Genomic DNA, 22,114 nt, shown 5'->3' with positions numbered 1-22,114 from the left:
TCTTTCAAAACTGGATAAACGTGCATTGAATGTTTCAAACGTTTTGGTTAAGTCCTCGATCGATTAGTATTCGTCAGCTCCATGTGTCACCACACTTCCACCTCGAACCTATCTACCTCATCGTCTTTGAGGGATCTTACTTACTTGCGTAATGGGAAATCTCATCTTGAGGGGGGCTTCATGCTTAGATGCTTTCAGCACTTATCCCGTCCACACATAGCTACCCAGCGATGCCTTTGGCAAGACAACTGGTACACCAGCGGTGTGTCCATCCCGGTCCTCTCGTACTAAGGACAGCTCCTCTCAAATTTCCTACGCCCACGACGGATAGGGACCGAACTGTCTCACGACGTTCTGAACCCAGCTCGCGTACCGCTTTAATGGGCGAACAGCCCAACCCTTGGGACCGACTACAGCCCCAGGATGCGATGAGCCGACATCGAGGTGCCAAACCTCCCCGTCGATGTGGACTCTTGGGGGAGATAAGCCTGTTATCCCCGGGGTAGCTTTTATCCGTTGAGCGATGGCCCTTCCATGCGGAACCACCGGATCACTAAGCCCGTCTTTCGACCCTGCTCGACTTGTAGGTCTCGCAGTCAAGCTCCCTTGTGCCTTTACACTCTACGAATGATTTCCAACCATTCTGAGGGAACCTTTGGGCGCCTCCGTTACCTTTTAGGAGGCGACCGCCCCAGTCAAACTGTCCGCCTGACACTGTCTCCTGCCCCGCTAAGGGGCATGGGTTAGAATTTCAATACAACCAGGGTAGTATCCCACCGACGCCTCCTTCGAAGCTGGCGCTCCGAGATCTCTGGCTCCTACCTATCCTGTACAAGTTGTACCAAAATTCAATATCAGGCTACAGTAAAGCTCCACGGGGTCTTTCCGTCCTGTCGCGGGTAACCTGCATCTTCACAGGTACTATAATTTCACCGAGTCTCTCGTTGAGACAGTGCCCAGATCGTTACGCCTTTCGTGCGGGTCGGAACTTACCCGACAAGGAATTTCGCTACCTTAGGACCGTTATAGTTACGGCCGCCGTTTACTGGGGCTTCAATTCGCAGCTTCGCTTGCGCTAACCACTCCTCTTAACCTTCCAGCACCGGGCAGGCGTCAGCCCCTATACGTCACCTTACGGTTTTGCAGAGACCTGTGTTTTTGCTAAACAGTCGCCTGGGCCTATTCACTGCGGCTCTCATGCGCTTGCACGCTCAAGAGCACCCCTTCTCCCGAAGTTACGGGGTCATTTTGCCGAGTTCCTTAACGAGAGTTCTCTCGCACACCTTAGGATTCTCTCCTCGACTACCTGTGTCGGTTTGCGGTACGGGCACCTCTCACCTCGATAGAGGCTTTTCTTGGCAGTGTGAAATCAGGAACTTCGTCCATACGGACTCGCCATCACAGCTCAACGTTACAGTGTGCGGATTTGCCTACACACACGCCTTACTGCTTGGACGCGCATATCCAACAGCGCGCTTACCCTATCCTACTGCGTCCCCCCATTTCTCAAACGGTGAGGAGGTGGTACAGGAATATCAACCTGTTGTCCATCGCCTACGCCTATCGGCCTCGGCTTAGGTCCCGACTAACCCTGAGCGGACGAGCCTTCCTCAGGAAACCTTAGTCATACGGTGGACGGGATTCTCACCCGTCTTTCGCTACTCATACCGGCATTCTCACTTCTAAGCGCTCCACCAGTCCTTCCGGTCTGACTTCAACGCACTTAGAACGCTCTCCTACCACTGACATCGTAGATGTCAATCCACAGCTTCGGTGAATCGTTTAGCCCCGATACATTTTCGGCGCAGCGTCACTCGACCAGTGAGCTATTACGCACTCTTTAAATGATGGCTGCTTCTAAGCCAACATCCTGGTTGTCTGTGCAACGCCACATCCTTTTCCACTTAACGATTACTTTGGGACCTTAGCTGGTGGTCTGGGCTGTTTCCCTTTTGACTACGGATCTTATCACTCGCAGTCTGACTCCCGTGTATAAATATCTGGCATTCGGAGTTTGTCTGAATTCGGTAAACCGGGATGGCCCCCTAGTCCAAACAGTGCTCTACCTCCAGTATTCTCATCACGAGGCTAGCCCTAAAGCTATTTCGGAGAGAACCAGCTATCTCCAAGTTCGATTGGAATTTCTCCGCTACCCACACCTCATCCCCGCACTTTTCAACGTGCGTGGGTTCGGGCCTCCAGTAAGTGTTACCTCACCTTCACCCTGGACATGGGTAGATCACCTGGTTTCGGGTCTACGACCACGTACTATTTCGCCCTATTCAGACTCGCTTTCGCTGCGGCTCCGCCTTCTAAAGCTTAACCTCGCACGTAATCGTAACTCGCCGGTTCATTCTACAAAAGGCACGCTATCACCCATTAACGGGCTCTAACTACTTGTAGGCACACGGTTTCAGGATCTCTTTCACTCCCCTTCCGGGGTGCTTTTCACCTTTCCCTCACGGTACTGGTTCACTATCGGTCACTAGGTAGTATTTAGCCTTGGGAGATGGTCCTCCCGGATTCCGACGGAATTTCACGTGTTCCGCCGTACTCAGGATCCACTCAGGAGGGAACGAACTTTCGACTACAGGGCTTTTACCTGCTCTGGCGGACCTTTCCAAGTCGCTTCATCTAACTCGCTCTTTTGTAACTCCGTATTGAGTGTCCTACAACCCCAAGAGGCAAGCCTCTTGGTTTGGGCTCTTCCCGTTTCGCTCGCCGCTACTCAGGGAATCGATTTTTCTTTCTCTTCCTCCAGGTACTTAGATGTTTCAGTTCCCTGGGTCTGCCTTCAAGACGCTATGTATTCACGTCAAGATACTACGCGATTAAACGTAGTGGGTTCCCCCATTCGGAAATCTCCGGATCAAAGCTCACTTACAGCTCCCCGAAGCATATCGGTGTTAGTGCCGTCCTTCTTCGGCTCCTAGTGCCAAGGCATTCGCCGTGCGCCCTTAATAACTTAACCAAGTTATTAAGCCTATAAAAAACTTAAAAAATAAATGTGTTTGTTACAATTTCAATGTCGTTTTATCCAGTTTTCAAAGAACAAGTTTTGAAGTGTTTCATTCAGAAGAATGAACCTTCAAAACTGAACGCAAAACGTAATCTTACAAACCCAAGGTTTGTATTCCGAAATAATCCTTAGAAAGGAGGTGATCCAGCCGCACCTTCCGATACGGCTACCTTGTTACGACTTCACCCCAATCATCTATCCCACCTTCGGCGGCTGGCTCCAAAAGGTTACCTCACCGACTTCGGGTGTTACAAACTCTCGTGGTGTGACGGGCGGTGTGTACAAGGCCCGGGAACGTATTCACCGCGGCATGCTGATCCGCGATTACTAGCGATTCCGGCTTCATGTAGGCGAGTTGCAGCCTACAATCCGAACTGAGAACGACTTTATCGGATTAGCTCCCTCTCGCGAGTTGGCAACCGTTTGTATCGTCCATTGTAGCACGTGTGTAGCCCAGGTCATAAGGGGCATGATGATTTGACGTCATCCCCACCTTCCTCCGGTTTGTCACCGGCAGTCACCTTAGAGTGCCCAACTAAATGATGGCAACTAAGATCAAGGGTTGCGCTCGTTGCGGGACTTAACCCAACATCTCACGACACGAGCTGACGACAACCATGCACCACCTGTCACCGTTGCCCCCGAAGGGGAAACTATATCTCTACAGTGGTCAACGGGATGTCAAGACCTGGTAAGGTTCTTCGCGTTGCTTCGAATTAAACCACATGCTCCACCGCTTGTGCGGGCCCCCGTCAATTCCTTTGAGTTTCAGTCTTGCGACCGTACTCCCCAGGCGGAGTGCTTAATGCGTTAGCTGCAGCACTAAGGGGCGGAAACCCCCTAACACTTAGCACTCATCGTTTACGGCGTGGACTACCAGGGTATCTAATCCTGTTTGCTCCCCACGCTTTCGCGCCTCAGTGTCAGTTACAGACCAGATAGTCGCCTTCGCCACTGGTGTTCCTCCAAATCTCTACGCATTTCACCGCTACACTTGGAATTCCACTATCCTCTTCTGCACTCAAGTCTCCCAGTTTCCAATGACCCTCCACGGTTGAGCCGTGGGCTTTCACATCAGACTTAAGAAACCACCTGCGCGCGCTTTACGCCCAATAATTCCGGACAACGCTTGCCACCTACGTATTACCGCGGCTGCTGGCACGTAGTTAGCCGTGGCTTTCTAATAAGGTACCGTCAAGGTACAGCCAGTTACTACTGTACTTGTTCTTCCCTTACAACAGAGTTTTACGAACCGAAATCCTTCTTCACTCACGCGGCGTTGCTCCATCAGGCTTTCGCCCATTGTGGAAGATTCCCTACTGCTGCCTCCCGTAGGAGTCTGGGCCGTGTCTCAGTCCCAGTGTGGCCGATCACCCTCTCAGGTCGGCTACGCATCGTCGCCTTGGTGAGCCGTTACCTCACCAACTAGCTAATGCGCCGCGGGCCCATCCTATAGCGACAGCCGAAACCGTCTTTCAGTGTTTCACCATGAGGTGAAACAAATTATTCGGTATTAGCCCCGGTTTCCCGGAGTTATCCCAAACTATAGGGTAGGTTGCCCACGTGTTACTCACCCGTCCGCCGCTAACGTCGAAGGAGCAAGCTCCTTCTCTGTTCGCTCGACTTGCATGTATTAGGCACGCCGCCAGCGTTCGTCCTGAGCCAGGATCAAACTCTCCATAAAAGAAATTTGATTAGCTCAAATTGTTTTGCTGGCATCAATTTTGATGTCCAAAATTTTTGTATTGTTCACTAGCCGAAGCTAGCTACTTAAAACTTTATTGATTACATTTTGCTTGTTCAGTTTTCAAGGTTCATTATTATGTTTACTCTTCTGTAAGAGCTAACTTTTATATAATAACATGTTTTATATTTAATGTCAAACAGTTATTTTATTTTATATTTTAGTAGCTGTATGTCTCAACAGCAACTTTTATATAATAACACCCTATTTATTATTGGTCAATAGTTTTTCAATATTTTTTTATAAAATAATTACAACTTCAATCTTGGCCAATTCCGTAAAAATTGAATTGTACGGTTTCTTCCTATTTCTAATAAGGTTTCTTTTGTTTCCTCATTTAAATCAAATTGAGTAGCACTATAATCTTCTACAGGAATAAAAATAATATCTCTTTCATGACGTCTTGATATATATCTTTCATCATGTGCATCTTTCATCGTTGAAAATAAAGCTTCAAATAAACTCAGACCATTTTTAATTTCTTGTGGACATTGTTCTTCTCTTCTTCTGCTAAGTTTCAGACCTAAAATTGGGCGTACTTTTCGACCTTCTTTATCATCGAATATCCATAGTGGAAAATTACTTAAAACTCCACCATCCACTATTACTGATTCTCCCTTCCCAGTCTTTAATGTAACTGGTTCAAAGAAAAATGGTATACCACAACTCATTCGTAACGCACAAGCAACTGAAAAATTTTTTGCTTCAATTTGATATTTGTGCAAATCGTCTGGTAAAACAATCATTCTACCATTGGTTAAATCTGAGGCTACTAACTTAAGTGAATCTTTAGGCAGATCACCAAAAGTATAGACCCCTTTTGCAGCTAACTTTTGGAAGAACCATTTTTCTAATGCCTTTCCTTTATAGAGACCTAAATGATTATAAACATTTACCCATTTCATAAAAGGGAAAGGTAAAATTGTTCTTCTTGGGTCCAGTAACGAAGGAACGTCCAACTCCTCTAGCATGATTTCAATCTCTTTTCCACTATATCCTGCAGCGATAAATGCAGCTAAAATGGCACCTGCACTTGTACCAGCTACACGTTTAAATCGAAAATGTTCAGCTTCTAGTACTTGATATGCTCCTACTAATGCAAAGCCCTTCAAACCGCCGCCAGAAAACACACCATCAATCCACAAAATTCCCTCTCCTTTTTGATGTAATCTTTACAGTATAGGGATGAATAATGACGAATAGAACTAAAATTTTCACTTTATTGTCGATACCTAAAAACATAGCTACAAACTTTAATAATGACCTAACTAAAAATGAATTCTATTATCATCCATATAAAGAAAGTACTAATCATAAAAAATAAAGGGGAAAAAATTTAGTTATCATTAAAATGTATAAAACTACTTAAATAGTAATAAAAGTTGCATTATGAATCAAAATTTTCATATATTTTGCAGAGTTTTAAAGTGTAGAGCATATTTTGACAAAATTAAAGAGCATAAGCCCAAAATAATATTGGACTCAAGCCCAAACCACTACCTAATGAGTTAACTATGTCTAATAAGTGCGTACTGGTGATTTATTGTAGATATGATGCGCTAAAGAATTGGCCTTATTTTAAAGACATCGGGTAAGATTCATCAACCATACTAAAATAGCTTATATATTTTTTCTTTCTCTTTATTTCTTCCATAAACAGTCTATAAATTCTTTCATTTATCTTTTTCTTATCTCCATCAACAGTATTTTACAATGTCCCCATATTATAATTGACGATTACTATAATTAAATTTGTAGGTTGATTGATAATCATTAAACTATTCACCCATTTTAATTGGTCCATGAAAGTTTTAGATTGGTTAGCAATCGATGAACATGATTCACAAACGTTGTTACCTTCATAACTTCTACATCTTTCTTCCACTGATTTAACATACTATCGATCTCTTCTTCTTTAGCAAGTTGGTTGACTAGACGTGACTTTTTAATGGTTTTAGCTAAAAGCTTTCTAAACCCTCCTACACAGTACGAAGTTTACAATGAATATAAAAAAACAGTCAACATACAGTTGACTGTTTCATTTGCCTAGCGACGTCCTACTCTCACAGGGGGAAGCCCCCAACTACCATCGGCGCTAAAGAGCTTAACTTCCGTGTTCGGTATGGGAACGGGTGTGACCTCTTTGCCATCATCACTAGACATGTATTAAATTGAAAGAATTATTCTTTCAAAACTGGATAAACGTGCATTGAATGTTTCAAACGTTTTGGTTAAGTCCTCGATCGATTAGTATTCGTCAGCTCCATGTGTCACCACACTTCCACCTCGAACCTATCTACCTCATCGTCTTTGAGGGATCTTACTTACTTGCGTAATGGGAAATCTCATCTTGAGGGGGGCTTCATGCTTAGATGCTTTCAGCACTTATCCCGTCCACACATAGCTACCCAGCGATGCCTTTGGCAAGACAACTGGTACACCAGCGGTGTGTCCATCCCGGTCCTCTCGTACTAAGGACAGCTCCTCTCAAATTTCCTACGCCCACGACGGATAGGGACCGAACTGTCTCACGACGTTCTGAACCCAGCTCGCGTACCGCTTTAATGGGCGAACAGCCCAACCCTTGGGACCGACTACAGCCCCAGGATGCGATGAGCCGACATCGAGGTGCCAAACCTCCCCGTCGATGTGGACTCTTGGGGGAGATAAGCCTGTTATCCCCGGGGTAGCTTTTATCCGTTGAGCGATGGCCCTTCCATGCGGAACCACCGGATCACTAAGCCCGTCTTTCGACCCTGCTCGACTTGTAGGTCTCGCAGTCAAGCTCCCTTGTGCCTTTACACTCTACGAATGATTTCCAACCATTCTGAGGGAACCTTTGGGCGCCTCCGTTACCTTTTAGGAGGCGACCGCCCCAGTCAAACTGTCCGCCTGACACTGTCTCCTGCCCCGCTAAGGGGCATGGGTTAGAATTTCAATACAACCAGGGTAGTATCCCACCGACGCCTCCTTCGAAGCTGGCGCTCCGAGATCTCTGGCTCCTACCTATCCTGTACAAGTTGTACCAAAATTCAATATCAGGCTACAGTAAAGCTCCACGGGGTCTTTCCGTCCTGTCGCGGGTAACCTGCATCTTCACAGGTACTATAATTTCACCGAGTCTCTCGTTGAGACAGTGCCCAGATCGTTACGCCTTTCGTGCGGGTCGGAACTTACCCGACAAGGAATTTCGCTACCTTAGGACCGTTATAGTTACGGCCGCCGTTTACTGGGGCTTCAATTCGCAGCTTCGCTTGCGCTAACCACTCCTCTTAACCTTCCAGCACCGGGCAGGCGTCAGCCCCTATACGTCACCTTACGGTTTTGCAGAGACCTGTGTTTTTGCTAAACAGTCGCCTGGGCCTATTCACTGCGGCTCTCATGCGCTTGCACGCTCAAGAGCACCCCTTCTCCCGAAGTTACGGGGTCATTTTGCCGAGTTCCTTAACGAGAGTTCTCTCGCACACCTTAGGATTCTCTCCTCGACTACCTGTGTCGGTTTGCGGTACGGGCACCTCTCACCTCGATAGAGGCTTTTCTTGGCAGTGTGAAATCAGGAACTTCGTCCATACGGACTCGCCATCACAGCTCAACGTTACAGTGTGCGGATTTGCCTACACACACGCCTTACTGCTTGGACGCGCATATCCAACAGCGCGCTTACCCTATCCTACTGCGTCCCCCCATTTCTCAAACGGTGAGGAGGTGGTACAGGAATATCAACCTGTTGTCCATCGCCTACGCCTATCGGCCTCGGCTTAGGTCCCGACTAACCCTGAGCGGACGAGCCTTCCTCAGGAAACCTTAGTCATACGGTGGACGGGATTCTCACCCGTCTTTCGCTACTCATACCGGCATTCTCACTTCTAAGCGCTCCACCAGTCCTTCCGGTCTGACTTCAACGCACTTAGAACGCTCTCCTACCACTGACATCGTAGATGTCAATCCACAGCTTCGGTGAATCGTTTAGCCCCGATACATTTTCGGCGCAGCGTCACTCGACCAGTGAGCTATTACGCACTCTTTAAATGATGGCTGCTTCTAAGCCAACATCCTGGTTGTCTGTGCAACGCCACATCCTTTTCCACTTAACGATTACTTTGGGACCTTAGCTGGTGGTCTGGGCTGTTTCCCTTTTGACTACGGATCTTATCACTCGCAGTCTGACTCCCGTGTATAAATATCTGGCATTCGGAGTTTGTCTGAATTCGGTAAACCGGGATGGCCCCCTAGTCCAAACAGTGCTCTACCTCCAGTATTCTCATCACGAGGCTAGCCCTAAAGCTATTTCGGAGAGAACCAGCTATCTCCAAGTTCGATTGGAATTTCTCCGCTACCCACACCTCATCCCCGCACTTTTCAACGTGCGTGGGTTCGGGCCTCCAGTAAGTGTTACCTCACCTTCACCCTGGACATGGGTAGATCACCTGGTTTCGGGTCTACGACCACGTACTATTTCGCCCTATTCAGACTCGCTTTCGCTGCGGCTCCGCCTTCTAAAGCTTAACCTCGCACGTAATCGTAACTCGCCGGTTCATTCTACAAAAGGCACGCTATCACCCATTAACGGGCTCTAACTACTTGTAGGCACACGGTTTCAGGATCTCTTTCACTCCCCTTCCGGGGTGCTTTTCACCTTTCCCTCACGGTACTGGTTCACTATCGGTCACTAGGTAGTATTTAGCCTTGGGAGATGGTCCTCCCGGATTCCGACGGAATTTCACGTGTTCCGCCGTACTCAGGATCCACTCAGGAGGGAACGAACTTTCGACTACAGGGCTTTTACCTGCTCTGGCGGACCTTTCCAAGTCGCTTCATCTAACTCGCTCTTTTGTAACTCCGTATTGAGTGTCCTACAACCCCAAGAGGCAAGCCTCTTGGTTTGGGCTCTTCCCGTTTCGCTCGCCGCTACTCAGGGAATCGATTTTTCTTTCTCTTCCTCCAGGTACTTAGATGTTTCAGTTCCCTGGGTCTGCCTTCAAGACGCTATGTATTCACGTCAAGATACTACGCGATTAAACGTAGTGGGTTCCCCCATTCGGAAATCTCCGGATCAAAGCTCACTTACAGCTCCCCGAAGCATATCGGTGTTAGTGCCGTCCTTCTTCGGCTCCTAGTGCCAAGGCATTCGCCGTGCGCCCTTAATAACTTAACCAAGTTATTAAGCCTATAAAAAACTTAAAAAATAAATGTGTTTGTTACAATTTCAATGTCGTTTTATCCAGTTTTCAAAGAACAAAAAAATGGTGGAGCCTAGCGGGATCGAACCGCTGACCTCCTGCGTGCAAGGCAGGCGCTCTCCCAGCTGAGCTAAGGCCCCAAGAGGTATATATGGTGGGCCTAAATGGACTCGAACCATCGACCTCACGCTTATCAGGCGTGCGCTCTAACCAGCTGAGCTATAGGCCCTCTTAGAAGTTTTATTATATTTCATAAACCTTCAAAACTGAACGCAAAACGTAATCTTACAAACCCAAGGTTTGTATTCCGAAATAATCCTTAGAAAGGAGGTGATCCAGCCGCACCTTCCGATACGGCTACCTTGTTACGACTTCACCCCAATCATCTATCCCACCTTCGGCGGCTGGCTCCAAAAGGTTACCTCACCGACTTCGGGTGTTACAAACTCTCGTGGTGTGACGGGCGGTGTGTACAAGGCCCGGGAACGTATTCACCGCGGCATGCTGATCCGCGATTACTAGCGATTCCGGCTTCATGTAGGCGAGTTGCAGCCTACAATCCGAACTGAGAACGACTTTATCGGATTAGCTCCCTCTCGCGAGTTGGCAACCGTTTGTATCGTCCATTGTAGCACGTGTGTAGCCCAGGTCATAAGGGGCATGATGATTTGACGTCATCCCCACCTTCCTCCGGTTTGTCACCGGCAGTCACCTTAGAGTGCCCAACTAAATGATGGCAACTAAGATCAAGGGTTGCGCTCGTTGCGGGACTTAACCCAACATCTCACGACACGAGCTGACGACAACCATGCACCACCTGTCACCGTTGCCCCCGAAGGGGAAACTATATCTCTACAGTGGTCAACGGGATGTCAAGACCTGGTAAGGTTCTTCGCGTTGCTTCGAATTAAACCACATGCTCCACCGCTTGTGCGGGCCCCCGTCAATTCCTTTGAGTTTCAGTCTTGCGACCGTACTCCCCAGGCGGAGTGCTTAATGCGTTAGCTGCAGCACTAAGGGGCGGAAACCCCCTAACACTTAGCACTCATCGTTTACGGCGTGGACTACCAGGGTATCTAATCCTGTTTGCTCCCCACGCTTTCGCGCCTCAGTGTCAGTTACAGACCAGATAGTCGCCTTCGCCACTGGTGTTCCTCCAAATCTCTACGCATTTCACCGCTACACTTGGAATTCCACTATCCTCTTCTGCACTCAAGTCTCCCAGTTTCCAATGACCCTCCACGGTTGAGCCGTGGGCTTTCACATCAGACTTAAGAAACCACCTGCGCGCGCTTTACGCCCAATAATTCCGGACAACGCTTGCCACCTACGTATTACCGCGGCTGCTGGCACGTAGTTAGCCGTGGCTTTCTAATAAGGTACCGTCAAGGTACAGCCAGTTACTACTGTACTTGTTCTTCCCTTACAACAGAGTTTTACGAACCGAAATCCTTCTTCACTCACGCGGCGTTGCTCCATCAGGCTTTCGCCCATTGTGGAAGATTCCCTACTGCTGCCTCCCGTAGGAGTCTGGGCCGTGTCTCAGTCCCAGTGTGGCCGATCACCCTCTCAGGTCGGCTACGCATCGTCGCCTTGGTGAGCCGTTACCTCACCAACTAGCTAATGCGCCGCGGGCCCATCCTATAGCGACAGCCGAAACCGTCTTTCAGTGTTTCACCATGAGGTGAAACAAATTATTCGGTATTAGCCCCGGTTTCCCGGAGTTATCCCAAACTATAGGGTAGGTTGCCCACGTGTTACTCACCCGTCCGCCGCTAACGTCGAAGGAGCAAGCTCCTTCTCTGTTCGCTCGACTTGCATGTATTAGGCACGCCGCCAGCGTTCGTCCTGAGCCAGGATCAAACTCTCCATAAAAGAAATTTGATTAGCTCAAATTGTTTTGCTGGCATCAATTTTGATGTCCAAAATTTTTGTTTCGTTCATTAGCCGAAGCTAGCTACTTAAAACTTTATTGATTACGTTTTGCTTGTTCAGTTTTCAAGGTTCATGTTCTTTATTTCACTGTCACCTCTTGGCGACTCATTTATAATATCAAGATTCTAAAACAAAGTCAACACTTTCTTCGAAAATATTTTATTACATTAGATTTAAATGTTTCAAAACACAATCATAGTGAAAATGCGCACTATTTAATTGATTAATATTGGTTACTATTTCTTAAGAAAAATACTAAACTGCCGCCTATTAAGAAGGTGTAAACTAAATTGCTTTCACTATATACAGTGAACACCTCACTTCCCTGAAAACCTTTGAATAAAAATAGGCAAGCCATATAATATGGTTTGCCACTTTTTTATAGATTAGTTATGATTCGTGAAATATAAAAACTGCGATTTTTTCCTAAATCAAAAATTTCCCCTGAATGAATTAATTTAATGAGAGGTCGTGTTGGGGCAAATTTATTTACAAACATCACTTCTCCACGTTCTAGATTAGAAAGTTCTACAATCGTCCCTATCGGAAGATCTGCAACAATATCAATTAAAGCACGTACTACTTTAATATCAAACTTTCCAAACTCAGATTCATTAATCATTTCTATAACTTTAAATGAAGATTGCTTCGATCTATACACTCGTTCACACGTCATAGCATGAAAAACATCTGCAACAGCAATGATTTGTGCAAAAATAGAAATATTGGCGATCTTTTCGCTCTTCGGATATCCGCTACCATTTAAACGTTCATGGTGTTGGAAGATGGCTTCTTTCATTGTTTCTTTTAAAATGGTCAGATCTTTCACCATGTTATGGCTATAAGTCGGATGTTTATATATTTCATCATATTCTTGCTCTGTTAAAGGTGTCTTCTTATCTCTGATACGAGGATGTACTTTAGCCATACCACAATCGGCTAATAAACCACCAATGGCTACTTGAATAGTGGTTCCTCTATCATAACCAAGTTTTTGCGCAATAACTGAGGCAATCAAACCAGTTGCTACACAATGATGATACAGGTAGTCTTTAGGGTTTGAATACTCATTTAGATCAAAAATAATAGTACGATCTTCTAGCACCATCTCTACTAAAGGTAAAATAATTGTCCTTGCTTTTGCAATATCTACCTTTGCTCCCGCTTCCCAATTTTTAAATTCCTTTTTAAACTGTTCAACAGAATGATTATAGACTTTTCTAAAGGTCGGAATTTCTTCAATTGTAACTTCGACATCGATTTCATTTTTTTCTACTCGAGTAACATTTTCACTTTTGTAAACTGGGACGTTGAAAATATTAAATGCATGAAAAACTTGCAAATGTACATAAGAAATCATTGTATCTTTGAATATAATCGGATACTGTGTATTAGCAAATATATCTTCAGAAATTACCTTGCCAACGCCTAGCTCTGAAATCGGAACATGTATAGTTTCCACGGAATGAACACCTCTCCACTATTTCTTGCTTCAAAATAAGGTATTTCCATTTTATCATGGAATTCAAAATAATTACTTATTTTTCATTATTTACGTAAAAAAAACCGATGGCGACATTCAATGTTGTCGTCATCGGCTTAAATTATTCTTCTATTTCTTCTTCGTCCTCTAAAGCCTCTTCTGCTTTTTCCACTTTAGCTACAGTTGCAACCAATTCGTCATCTCCTAGTCGAATTAAACGAACTCCCTGCGTACTGCGCCCAATTAGTGAAATATCATTTACATCCATACGAATAAGCATACCATTAATGGTAATAAGCATTAAATCCTCAGAACCATCAACAGTTTTTACAGCCACCATCGGACCATTCTTATCTGTAATTTGGATAGTTTTCAGACCTACACCACCACGACTTTGTAAACGATAGTCCTCTTCAGAAGTACGTTTACCGTAACCTTTTTCGGTTACTACTAAAATTTCTTGTCCTGGCTCAACAATCTCCATACCTACTACTTCGTCACCATCACGCAGCTTAATACCACGAACACCACCAGCTGTACGACCCATAGAACGGATGTCGTCTTCTTGGAAACGAACGAGCATACCGTCACGTGTACCAATAATTACTTGTTTCTCTCCATCTGTTAGACGTACAGAAATAAGATCATCGTCTTCTCTCAAGCTAATAGCTATTAAACCATTTGTTCGGATGTTAGCAAATTGTGATACAGGGGTACGTTTTGTAATACCTGTTTTTGTGGTAAAGATAAAGTAAGCATCTTCATCAAACGACCCAACACGAATCATAGCTGTTACTTTTTCGCCTTTATCTATATTGAGCAAGTTTACGATTGGTAACCCTTTAGCCGTACGACCGAACTCTGGGATTTCATATCCTTTGGCTCTAAATACTTTACCTTTAGACGTAAAGAATAGAATTGTATCGTGGGTTGAAGTATTCATTAGATGCTCTACAAAATCGTCTTCATTTGTACCCATTCCTTGTACACCACGACCGCCACGCTTTTGACTACGATATGTATTCGCAGCTAAACGCTTGATATAGCCATTATGCGTTAAAGTAACAACTGAGTTTTCAACAGGGATTAAATCCTCATCCTCAATCATTTCTAGACCACCTGATGTAATCTCAGTACGACGTATATCATTAAAACGTTCTTTCAACTCTAAAATTTCAGTACGAATAATATCAACAATTTTCTCTTCATCTGCTAAAATTGCCTTTAATTCAGCTATAAGAACTTGAAGCTCTTGATATTCTGCTTCAATTTTTTCACGCTCTAAGCCACTTAATCGAACGAGGCGCATATCTAAAATAGCTTGAGCCTGACGCTCAGACAAGCTAAAACGTTCCATCAATTGAGGTTTCGCTTCTTCACCACTACGTGAACCACGAATAATAGCAATTATTTCATCAATATGATCCAGTGCAATTCGTAAGCCCTCTAATATATGTGCGCGGTCTTCCGCTTTTCGAAGGTCGAATTCTGTACGACGACGAATAATTACTTTTTGGTGCTCTAAATAATGGTATAGCATTTCCTTTAAGCCTAATACTTTGGGCTGACCATTTACTAAAGACAGCATATTGATACCGAAGCTCGATTGCATAGCTGTTTGTTTATATAGATTATTTAAAACGACATTAGCATTTGCATCTTTACGAATTTCAATGACTACACGCATACCACGACGGTCAGATTCATCACGTAAATTTGTGATACCATCTATTTTTTTATCACGAACAAGCTCTGCAATTTTTTCAATGAGCTTAGCCTTATTCACTTGGTAAGGCAGTTCATGAATAAGAATAGTTTCCTTACCATTTGCCTTTTGCTCAATTTCCACTTTCGCACGAATAATGATGGAACCTCGACCAGTTTCGTAGGCTCTACGTATACCACTACGTCCTAAAATCAATCCTCCAGTAGGAAAATCAGGGCCTGGAATAATTTCCATTAGCTCCTCGGTTGTAATGGCTGGATTTTCAGAAAGTGCTATAACGGCATCAATTGTTTCTCCCAATTGATGTGGAGGAATATTTGTTGCCATACCTACGGCAATCCCTGCTGCACCATTTACTAATAAGTTTGGATAACGACTTGGTAAAACGACTGGTTCTTTTTCAGAGCCGTCATAGTTATCCGTATAGTCAATTGTATTTTTATTAATATCACGAAGCATTTCCATTGCAATGCGAGACATACGTGATTCCGTATAACGCATCGCCGCAGCTCCGTCCCCATCGACAGAACCAAAGTTCCCGTGGCCATCAACAAGCATGTAACGATAGCTAAAATCTTGCGCCATACGTACCATTGCATCATAGATGGAAGAGTCACCATGTGGATGGTACTTACCCATTACATCCCCGACGATACGTGCTGATTTTTTATACGCTTTATCTGCTGTATTTCCTAGCTCTTGCATGCCGTATAAAATACGACGATGAACTGGCTTCAATCCGTCGCGTACATCTGGTAATGCACGCGAAACGATTACACTCATTGCATAATCGAGGAAGGATGTTTCAATTTCTTCTGTTATATTAATTCCTTTTACACCGGAGCGTTCTTGTTCTGACAAAGTGTAGACCTCCCCTCAACTAAAATTAAATATCTAAATTAGCGTATACGGCATTTTCCTCAATAAATTGACGACGAGGTTCAACTTCATCGCCCATTAAACGCTCAAATGCTTGGTTTGCTTTAATTGCATCATCTAATTCTACTTGTAATAATGTGCGGTACTCAGGATCCATTGTTGTTTCCCAAAGTTGCTCAGCGTTCATTTCACCAAGACCTTTATAACGCTGCACATTTGGTTTTGGCATTTTTGGTAGTCGTTCTAAAATTTCTTTTAATGTCTCTTCATCATAGCAATACTCAATATGTTTACCTTGTTTCACTTGATAAAGTGGTGGCTGTGCAATATAAATATAGCCCGCTTCTATAAGTGGTCGAAGGAAGCGGAAGAAGAATGTTAAAAGTAATGTACGGATATGCGCTCCATCAACATCGGCATCTGTCATGATAATGATTTTATGATAACGAGCTTTTTCTAAATTAAACTCCTCACCTATTCCTGTGCCGAATGCTGTAATCATTGCACGGATTTCTGCATTCGATAAAATTTTATCTAGTCGAGCTTTCTCAACGTTAAGAATCTTACCACGTAAAGGCAAAATTGCTTGGAAATGACGGTCACGCCCAGATTTAGCCGAGCCGCCGGCAGAATCACCCTCAACAATATAAATTTCACAATCAGCTGGGTTTGTAGAAGAACAATCAGCTAATTTACCTGGTAAGCTAGATACTTCAAGTGCATTTTTACGACGAGTAAATTCACGTGCCTTTTTCGCAGCTACACGTGCACGAGCTGCCATTAAACCTTTTTCGACAACCTTACGTGCAACAGTTGGATTTTCTAACATAAAACGTTCAAAGCCATCAGAGAATAATGAATTGGTAATTTGACTTACTTCTGAATTCCCTAACTTTGTTTTTGTTTGTCCTTCAAATTGAGGATCTGGGTGTTTAACAGAAACAATAGCTGTTAACCCTTCACGTACATCCTCCCCTGTAAGATTAGCGTCAGATTCTTTGAGCAATCCATTTTTTCGCGCATAGTCATTAATAACGCGAGTAAGGGCTGTTTTAAAACCAGACTCATGTGTACCGCCCTCGTACGTATTAATGTTGTTAGCAAATGAAAAAATATTAGAAGAGAATCCAGCATTATATTGCATGGCAATTTCTACTGTGATGCCATCCTTCTCTCCAAGAACATCAATTGGATCATGGATTGGTTCTTTAGATTGGTTTAAATGCTCAACATAGGAACGAATACCACCTTCATAGTGGTATGTAGTTGAACGAACCTCTTCTTCGCGTTCATCAGCAATCGTAATCTTAATGCCACGATTTAAATAAGCCAATTCTCTAATACGATGAGCTAAAATATCATATTCATAAACAGTTGTTTCTTTAAAAATTTCTGGGTCAGCTTTAAATCGCGTTGTTGTACCATTGTGATCTGTATCACCGATAACTGTTAACTCTTGAATAGTTTTTCCACGTTCAAATTTTATTTCATGGATATGACCTTCACGATGAACTTGGACAATTGTTTCAACAGAGAGTGCATTTACCACGGATGCTCCAACTCCATGAAGACCACCAGAAACTTTATAGCCTCCACCGCCAAATTTACCACCAGCATGTAAAACGGTCATAATAACTTCAACTGCTGGCTTACCCATTTTTTCTTGAATGCTAACTGGAATACCACGACCGTTATCTTCTACGCGGATCCAGTTTTCTTTTTCAATTGTTACTTTTATATCTGTACAAAATCCTGCAAGAGCTTCATCGATACTGTTATCAACAATTTCCCATACTAAATGGTGAAGCCCTTTAGAGCTTGTTGAACCGATATACATCCCTGGTCTTTTACGTACTGCTTCTAAACCTTCTAATACCTGTATCTGATCGGCCTCATAAGCTTGGTTTTGTAAACCTTCGTTCTCTATAGCCACGGCTTTCATCTACTCCTTCATAACATCATTGTGTGTAAATGAATGAACAGTCAACCGAGCTGACTATTACCATTCTTTTGTAATCTAAAAAACTACCCTGGCTAACTTTTTTCAATCGCACCTTGTTTCACGTGGAACAGTTGAGCCTGTTCCATCGTTTCATGATGAATTCCATCCACACTTGTGGTTGTGACAAAGGTTTGGACTTCACCCTGAATGGTATTTAATAAATGCGATTGGCGATAATCATCGAGTTCCGATAAAACATCATCTAAAAGTAGTATGGGTGTTTCGTTTGTTTCTTGTTTAATTAATTCAATTTCAGCAAGTTTTAAAGACAATGCTGTCGTACGTTGTTGTCCTTGTGAACCATATGTTTGAACATCATAGCCATTTACTAAAAACTGCAAATCATCACGGTGTGGACCAACGAGCGTCACACCCCTATCAAATTCACGTTCTCTCGCTTCAATTAATTTTTGATGTAAAGTATTTTCAATTTCACTAGTAGAGTGTTCTTTTTCAATACCAGCTACCGTACGATATTTTATAAGCAGTGTTTCCTTACCTTGCGATATACCTGCGTGTATGGGTTCCGCCCACTCCTGCAATAAATCCATAAATTGAAATCTTTTACGAATAATTTGGGTAGCAGCGTGAATATATTGTTCATTGTAGACCTCATACATCACATCATTTGACATGGACTTGCCTTGGTTCATTTTTAAAAAATGGTTACGTTGTTTTAAAACTTTTTGAAAGGTTAATAAATCATGTAAATAGACAGGCGAAATTTGCCCAATCTCCATATCAATAAAACGTCGACGTATTTGCGGACTTCCCTTTACAACGTTCAAATCCTCTGGCGCAAACATAACGACATTCATTTGACCAATATAATGACTAAGGCGACTTTGCTCTATATGATTTATCTTGCCCTTTTTACCTTTCTTTGTAATCGTAAGTTCGATCGGTAAAATACCATGCCTTTTTTTAACGGCCCCTTCTATTTTACCATAGTCTGAATCCCAACGTATCAATTCTTTATCGTTCGTTGTTCGATGGGACTTAGCCATTGCTAAAACATAGATGGACTCCATAACATTTGTTTTTCCTTGTGCATTTTCACCAATGAAAACATTAATTTTTGGAGAGAAGTTTAAAGCTAAGGCATCATAGTTACGGTAATTTGTAAGTTTTATTTGATCAATATACATAATTTATTGTCCAGTTGGTCCTACGATTTGAAAACGACCACATCCAGGAATATTAACAACGTCTCCGTTACGTAATTTCCGACCTCGACGATCATCTACTTCTCCATTTACATATACAGCATGTTCTTGTAAAAACCACTTGGCCATTCCACCTGAACTAATGGCATCCGTAATTTTTAAAAGCTGCCCTAACGTGATGAACTCCTCATCAATTTTAATGTCCTGCATAGTGTGTTCCCCTCCGAATACAGACTGTCTATCTCTCTATCATACCTAAAATTACGCCATAAGTAAAAAAAGATAGTCACTATGAGCGACTATCTTAACAGATCTTATATTCTTTAGTAAGTTCGTACAGGTAAAATTAATTGTAAAATAGCATCATCATGAACGGAACGTAAAATAAACGGTCTCATTGCCCCAGTAAATTGAATAACTACGTCTTGTCCATCAATTGCTTTTAATGCTTCCATCATATATTTTGCACTGAAAGAGATTTTCAAACCTTCCCCTTCCAATGCTTCTACAGGGATTTCTTCTTGTACTTTACCGATTTCGGGAGAATTAGAAGAAACTTCAACTGCTTGATTATCTAAAATTTCAAAACGTACAACATTATTACGATCTCCTCGTGCAACAAGTGAGGCACGGTCAATAGCTTGTAATAAAGATTTTCCGTTAATCGTTACATTTGTTTGGTATTCTTCAGGAATTAGACGAGTTGTATCTGGATAATTTCCTTCCAGTAAGCGAGAGAAGAATAATACATCGCCAGTTTTAAATAATACTTGCTGACTTGTAATAACGATTTGTACAAGATTTGTAGAATCCTCTAATACTTTATTTAATTCGTTCAAACTTTTCCCAGGAATAACTACACTATGTTCAACTTCTGGTAAATTTTCCAATTGCACTTTACGTCTAGCTAAACGATGACTATCTGTTGCAACACAGATTAAAGTTTCGTTTTTGATCTGCCAGTTTACACCTGTCAACACGGGTCTACTTTCTGAAGTGGCAACAGCAAATACTGTTTCACGAATAATTGTTTTTAAAAGATCAGCTGGAATAGTAAATTTTTGATCTTCTGTTAGCTCTGGTAATAATGGGTATTCTGCAGCATCCGAGCCAATTAAATGGAATTCGGATTTTCCTGAACGAATATGCGTTTGGAAACCAGGTGTCACTTGGATTTCAACATCGTTTGTTGGTAATTTACGTACAATTTCATTAAACATACGTGCCTGCACAACAATTGATCCAGTTTCTGTAATGTGAATAATTTGTTGTCCATCTTCTTCAACTGGAATAAATGTTTGAATAGTTATATCAGCATCACTACCTGTTAAGCGGATACCTTCTTCTGTAACGTCAATTTTAATCCCTGTTAAAATCGGAATAGTTGTTTTTGAACTTACTGCTTTCATGACATCATTTAAACCCTCTAATAAACGGTCACGTAAAATATCAAATTTCATTCGTTTTCCCTCACATATTTATATTATTTATTTATATAAAATAAAAAAGATATAGTAATAGGCCCTGTGGATTTGTGGATAAGTATCTTTTTATGAATAAAATCAGTCTATCCACATGTAGATAGACTGTGTATAAGTTTGTGTTTAACTTAATGGTTTGTCCACAGTATTTACTTCCCTAGCATACTACGAATTTGTTTAACATCTTGTTGAAGCTGAACGTCATTTTTCAACATAGAAGATATTTTTTCGTGCGCATGGATAACAGTCGTATGGTCGCGACCACCAAATTCTTCGCCAATTTTCGGCAGCGAAAAATCTGTTAATTCGCGTGATAAATACATAGCAACTTGACGTGGAAAAGCAATTAGTTTTGTACGTTTTTTGGCAGTGAAATCTTCCAAACGTATACTAAAATGCTCCCCTACCGCATTTTGAATGTCTAATATTGTCACTGTCCGCGGCTTTGAATTTGGAATGATATCCTTCAATGCTTCGGCAGCTAATGTCGCTGTAATATCTTTGTTAACCAGTGAAGAGTAAGCAACGACGCGAATAAGCGCACCTTCAAGCTCCCTAATATTGGAGTCAATCTGGTTCGCAATATAAAGCATTACTTCATTCGGTACCTCTAGACCGTCTGCTTTTGCTTTTTTACGCAAAATAGCGATACGAGTTTCCAAATCGGGTGGCGCAATATCAGTTATTAACCCCCACTCAAAACGTGAACGGAGCCGATCTTCTAAAGTTGGAATCTCCTTTGGAGGTCGGTCACTTGATATAACAATTTGTTTTGATTCTTCATGTAAAGTATTAAAAGTGTGGAAAAATTCTTCTTGAGTTGATTCTTTTCCAGCAAGGAATTGAATATCATCAATTAGCAGTACATCCACGTTGCGGTACTTATTGCGAAAATCAAGTGCTTTGTTATCACGAATGGAGTTAATAAATTCATTTGTAAATTTTTCGGATGATAAGTACACCACTTTTGCATTAGGATTATGCTCTAATACATAATGACCAATGGCGTGCATTAAGTGTGTTTTCCCTAGCCCAACGCCCCCATAAATAAAGAAGGGATTATATGCCTTCGCAGGTGCTTCTGCGACAGCTAGCGAAGCTGCATGTGCAAAGCGGTTACCAGAGCCAATAACAAACGTATCAAAAGTATACTTCGGGTTTAACATACCTGGTGAAATATCATGATGTTCGTTATTTTTTGCTTGGATAATCGGCGCTGGCAAATCGAAATCGTCCGAATCCTGGTTTTTTTGAACAACAAATTTAATAAGCAAGTCTTCGCCTGTAAGCTCCGTTAATATACCTGTAATCAAATGAATATAATGATTTTCAAGCCAGTCTCGAGCAAACGAATTTGGCGCAGCAATTGTCACAGTGGAACCACTACCATTGTAAGATAGTAACTTTGTAGACTTTAGCCACGTTTCGAAGCTTGGTTTAGAAATTTTTTGTTCAACTTGAGCCAGGACATTGTTCCATAGTTCTTCTAAATGTTCCAA

At 42.8% G+C, this 22,114-nt stretch carries 8 protein-coding genes, 2 tRNA genes and 5 rRNA genes; all 15 read right to left on the bottom strand.

Annotation, left to right across the window (positions count from 1 at the left end):
• Nucleotides 1–43: 43 nt before the first annotated feature.
• The 15 genes from MHB65_RS00075 to dnaA all read right to left on the bottom strand — a co-directional run bounded on the left by MHB65_RS00075 (nucleotide 44) and on the right by dnaA (nucleotide 22,114).
• Nucleotides 44–2,971 (bottom strand): 23S ribosomal RNA (locus tag MHB65_RS00075).
• A gap of 180 nt (nucleotides 2,972–3,151) precedes the next feature.
• Nucleotides 3,152–4,703: ribosomal RNA gene (locus MHB65_RS00070) — 16S ribosomal RNA — on the bottom strand.
• Together the 16S and 23S rRNA genes form the textbook arrangement of a ribosomal RNA operon.
• Nucleotides 4,704–5,014: 311 nt before the next feature.
• Nucleotides 5,015–5,908 (bottom strand): patatin-like phospholipase family protein, encoded by an 894-nt coding sequence (locus MHB65_RS00065; RefSeq protein ID WP_205446317.1) that lies wholly within the window; start codon nucleotides 5,906–5,908, stop codon nucleotides 5,015–5,017.
• Between the two features lie 899 nt (nucleotides 5,909–6,807).
• Nucleotides 6,808–6,923, bottom strand: a 5S ribosomal RNA gene (rrf, locus tag MHB65_RS00060).
• A gap of 67 nt (nucleotides 6,924–6,990) precedes the next feature.
• A 23S ribosomal RNA gene (locus MHB65_RS00055) occupies nucleotides 6,991–9,918 on the bottom strand.
• A gap of 89 nt (nucleotides 9,919–10,007) precedes the next feature.
• Nucleotides 10,008–10,083 (bottom strand) — tRNA-Ala (locus MHB65_RS00050).
• Nucleotides 10,084–10,095: 12 nt separating this feature from the next.
• A tRNA-Ile gene (locus MHB65_RS00045) sits at nucleotides 10,096–10,172 on the bottom strand.
• Between the two features lie 94 nt (nucleotides 10,173–10,266).
• Nucleotides 10,267–11,818, bottom strand: a 16S ribosomal RNA gene (locus MHB65_RS00040).
• Nucleotides 11,819–12,257: 439 nt separating this feature from the next.
• Nucleotides 12,258–13,340 carry an HD-GYP domain-containing protein gene (locus MHB65_RS00035; RefSeq protein ID WP_342442110.1) on the bottom strand — a complete coding sequence of 361 codons (1,083 nt, stop codon included), beginning with the start codon at nucleotides 13,338–13,340 and terminating at the stop codon, nucleotides 12,258–12,260.
• Between the two features lie 142 nt (nucleotides 13,341–13,482).
• Nucleotides 13,483–15,948 (bottom strand): DNA gyrase subunit A, encoded by a 2,466-nt coding sequence (gene gyrA, locus MHB65_RS00030; RefSeq protein ID WP_205446315.1) that lies wholly within the window; start codon nucleotides 15,946–15,948, stop codon nucleotides 13,483–13,485.
• 25 nt (nucleotides 15,949–15,973) lie between these two features.
• Nucleotides 15,974–17,908, bottom strand: a complete 1,935-nt coding sequence (gene gyrB, locus MHB65_RS00025) for a DNA topoisomerase (ATP-hydrolyzing) subunit B (RefSeq protein ID WP_342442109.1) — start codon at nucleotides 17,906–17,908, stop codon at nucleotides 15,974–15,976.
• A gap of 92 nt (nucleotides 17,909–18,000) precedes the next feature.
• A complete protein-coding gene (gene recF / locus MHB65_RS00020; protein WP_205446313.1) occupies nucleotides 18,001–19,116 on the bottom strand; it encodes a DNA replication/repair protein RecF in 1,116 nt (371 codons plus the stop codon).
• Nucleotides 19,117–19,119: 3 nt separating this feature from the next.
• Nucleotides 19,120–19,344: a S4 domain-containing protein YaaA gene (gene yaaA / locus MHB65_RS00015; RefSeq protein WP_205446312.1), complete on the bottom strand. Its 225-nt coding sequence runs from the start codon at nucleotides 19,342–19,344 to the stop codon at nucleotides 19,120–19,122.
• 113 nt (nucleotides 19,345–19,457) lie between these two features.
• A complete protein-coding gene (gene dnaN, locus MHB65_RS00010; protein WP_004233305.1) occupies nucleotides 19,458–20,594 on the bottom strand; it encodes a DNA polymerase III subunit beta in 1,137 nt (378 codons plus the stop codon).
• Between the two features lie 170 nt (nucleotides 20,595–20,764).
• Nucleotides 20,765–22,114: a chromosomal replication initiator protein DnaA gene (gene dnaA, locus MHB65_RS00005; protein WP_205446311.1), complete on the bottom strand. Its 1,350-nt coding sequence runs from the start codon at nucleotides 22,112–22,114 to the stop codon at nucleotides 20,765–20,767.

It is taken from the genome of Lysinibacillus sp. FSL K6-0075 (assembly GCF_038592945.1).
Lineage (GTDB): Bacteria > Bacillota > Bacilli > Bacillales_A > Planococcaceae > Lysinibacillus > Lysinibacillus fusiformis_F.
Note: the sequence above shows the minus strand (reverse complement) of the source record. Positions and strands in the feature narration are given on the sequence as shown.

Excerpts from the sequence above, each read along its gene's own strand:
- dnaN (WP_004233305.1), bottom strand. The coding sequence starts at position 20,594 with ATGAAATTTGATATTTTACGTGACCGTTTATTAGAGGGTTTAAATGAT.
- recF (WP_205446313.1), bottom strand. The coding sequence starts at position 19,116 with ATGTATATTGATCAAATAAAACTTACAAATTACCGTAACTATGATGCC.
- gyrB (WP_342442109.1), bottom strand. The coding sequence starts at position 17,908 with ATGAAAGCCGTGGCTATAGAGAACGAAGGTTTACAAAACCAAGCTTAT.
- yaaA (WP_205446312.1), bottom strand. The coding sequence starts at position 19,344 with ATGCAGGACATTAAAATTGATGAGGAGTTCATCACGTTAGGGCAGCTT.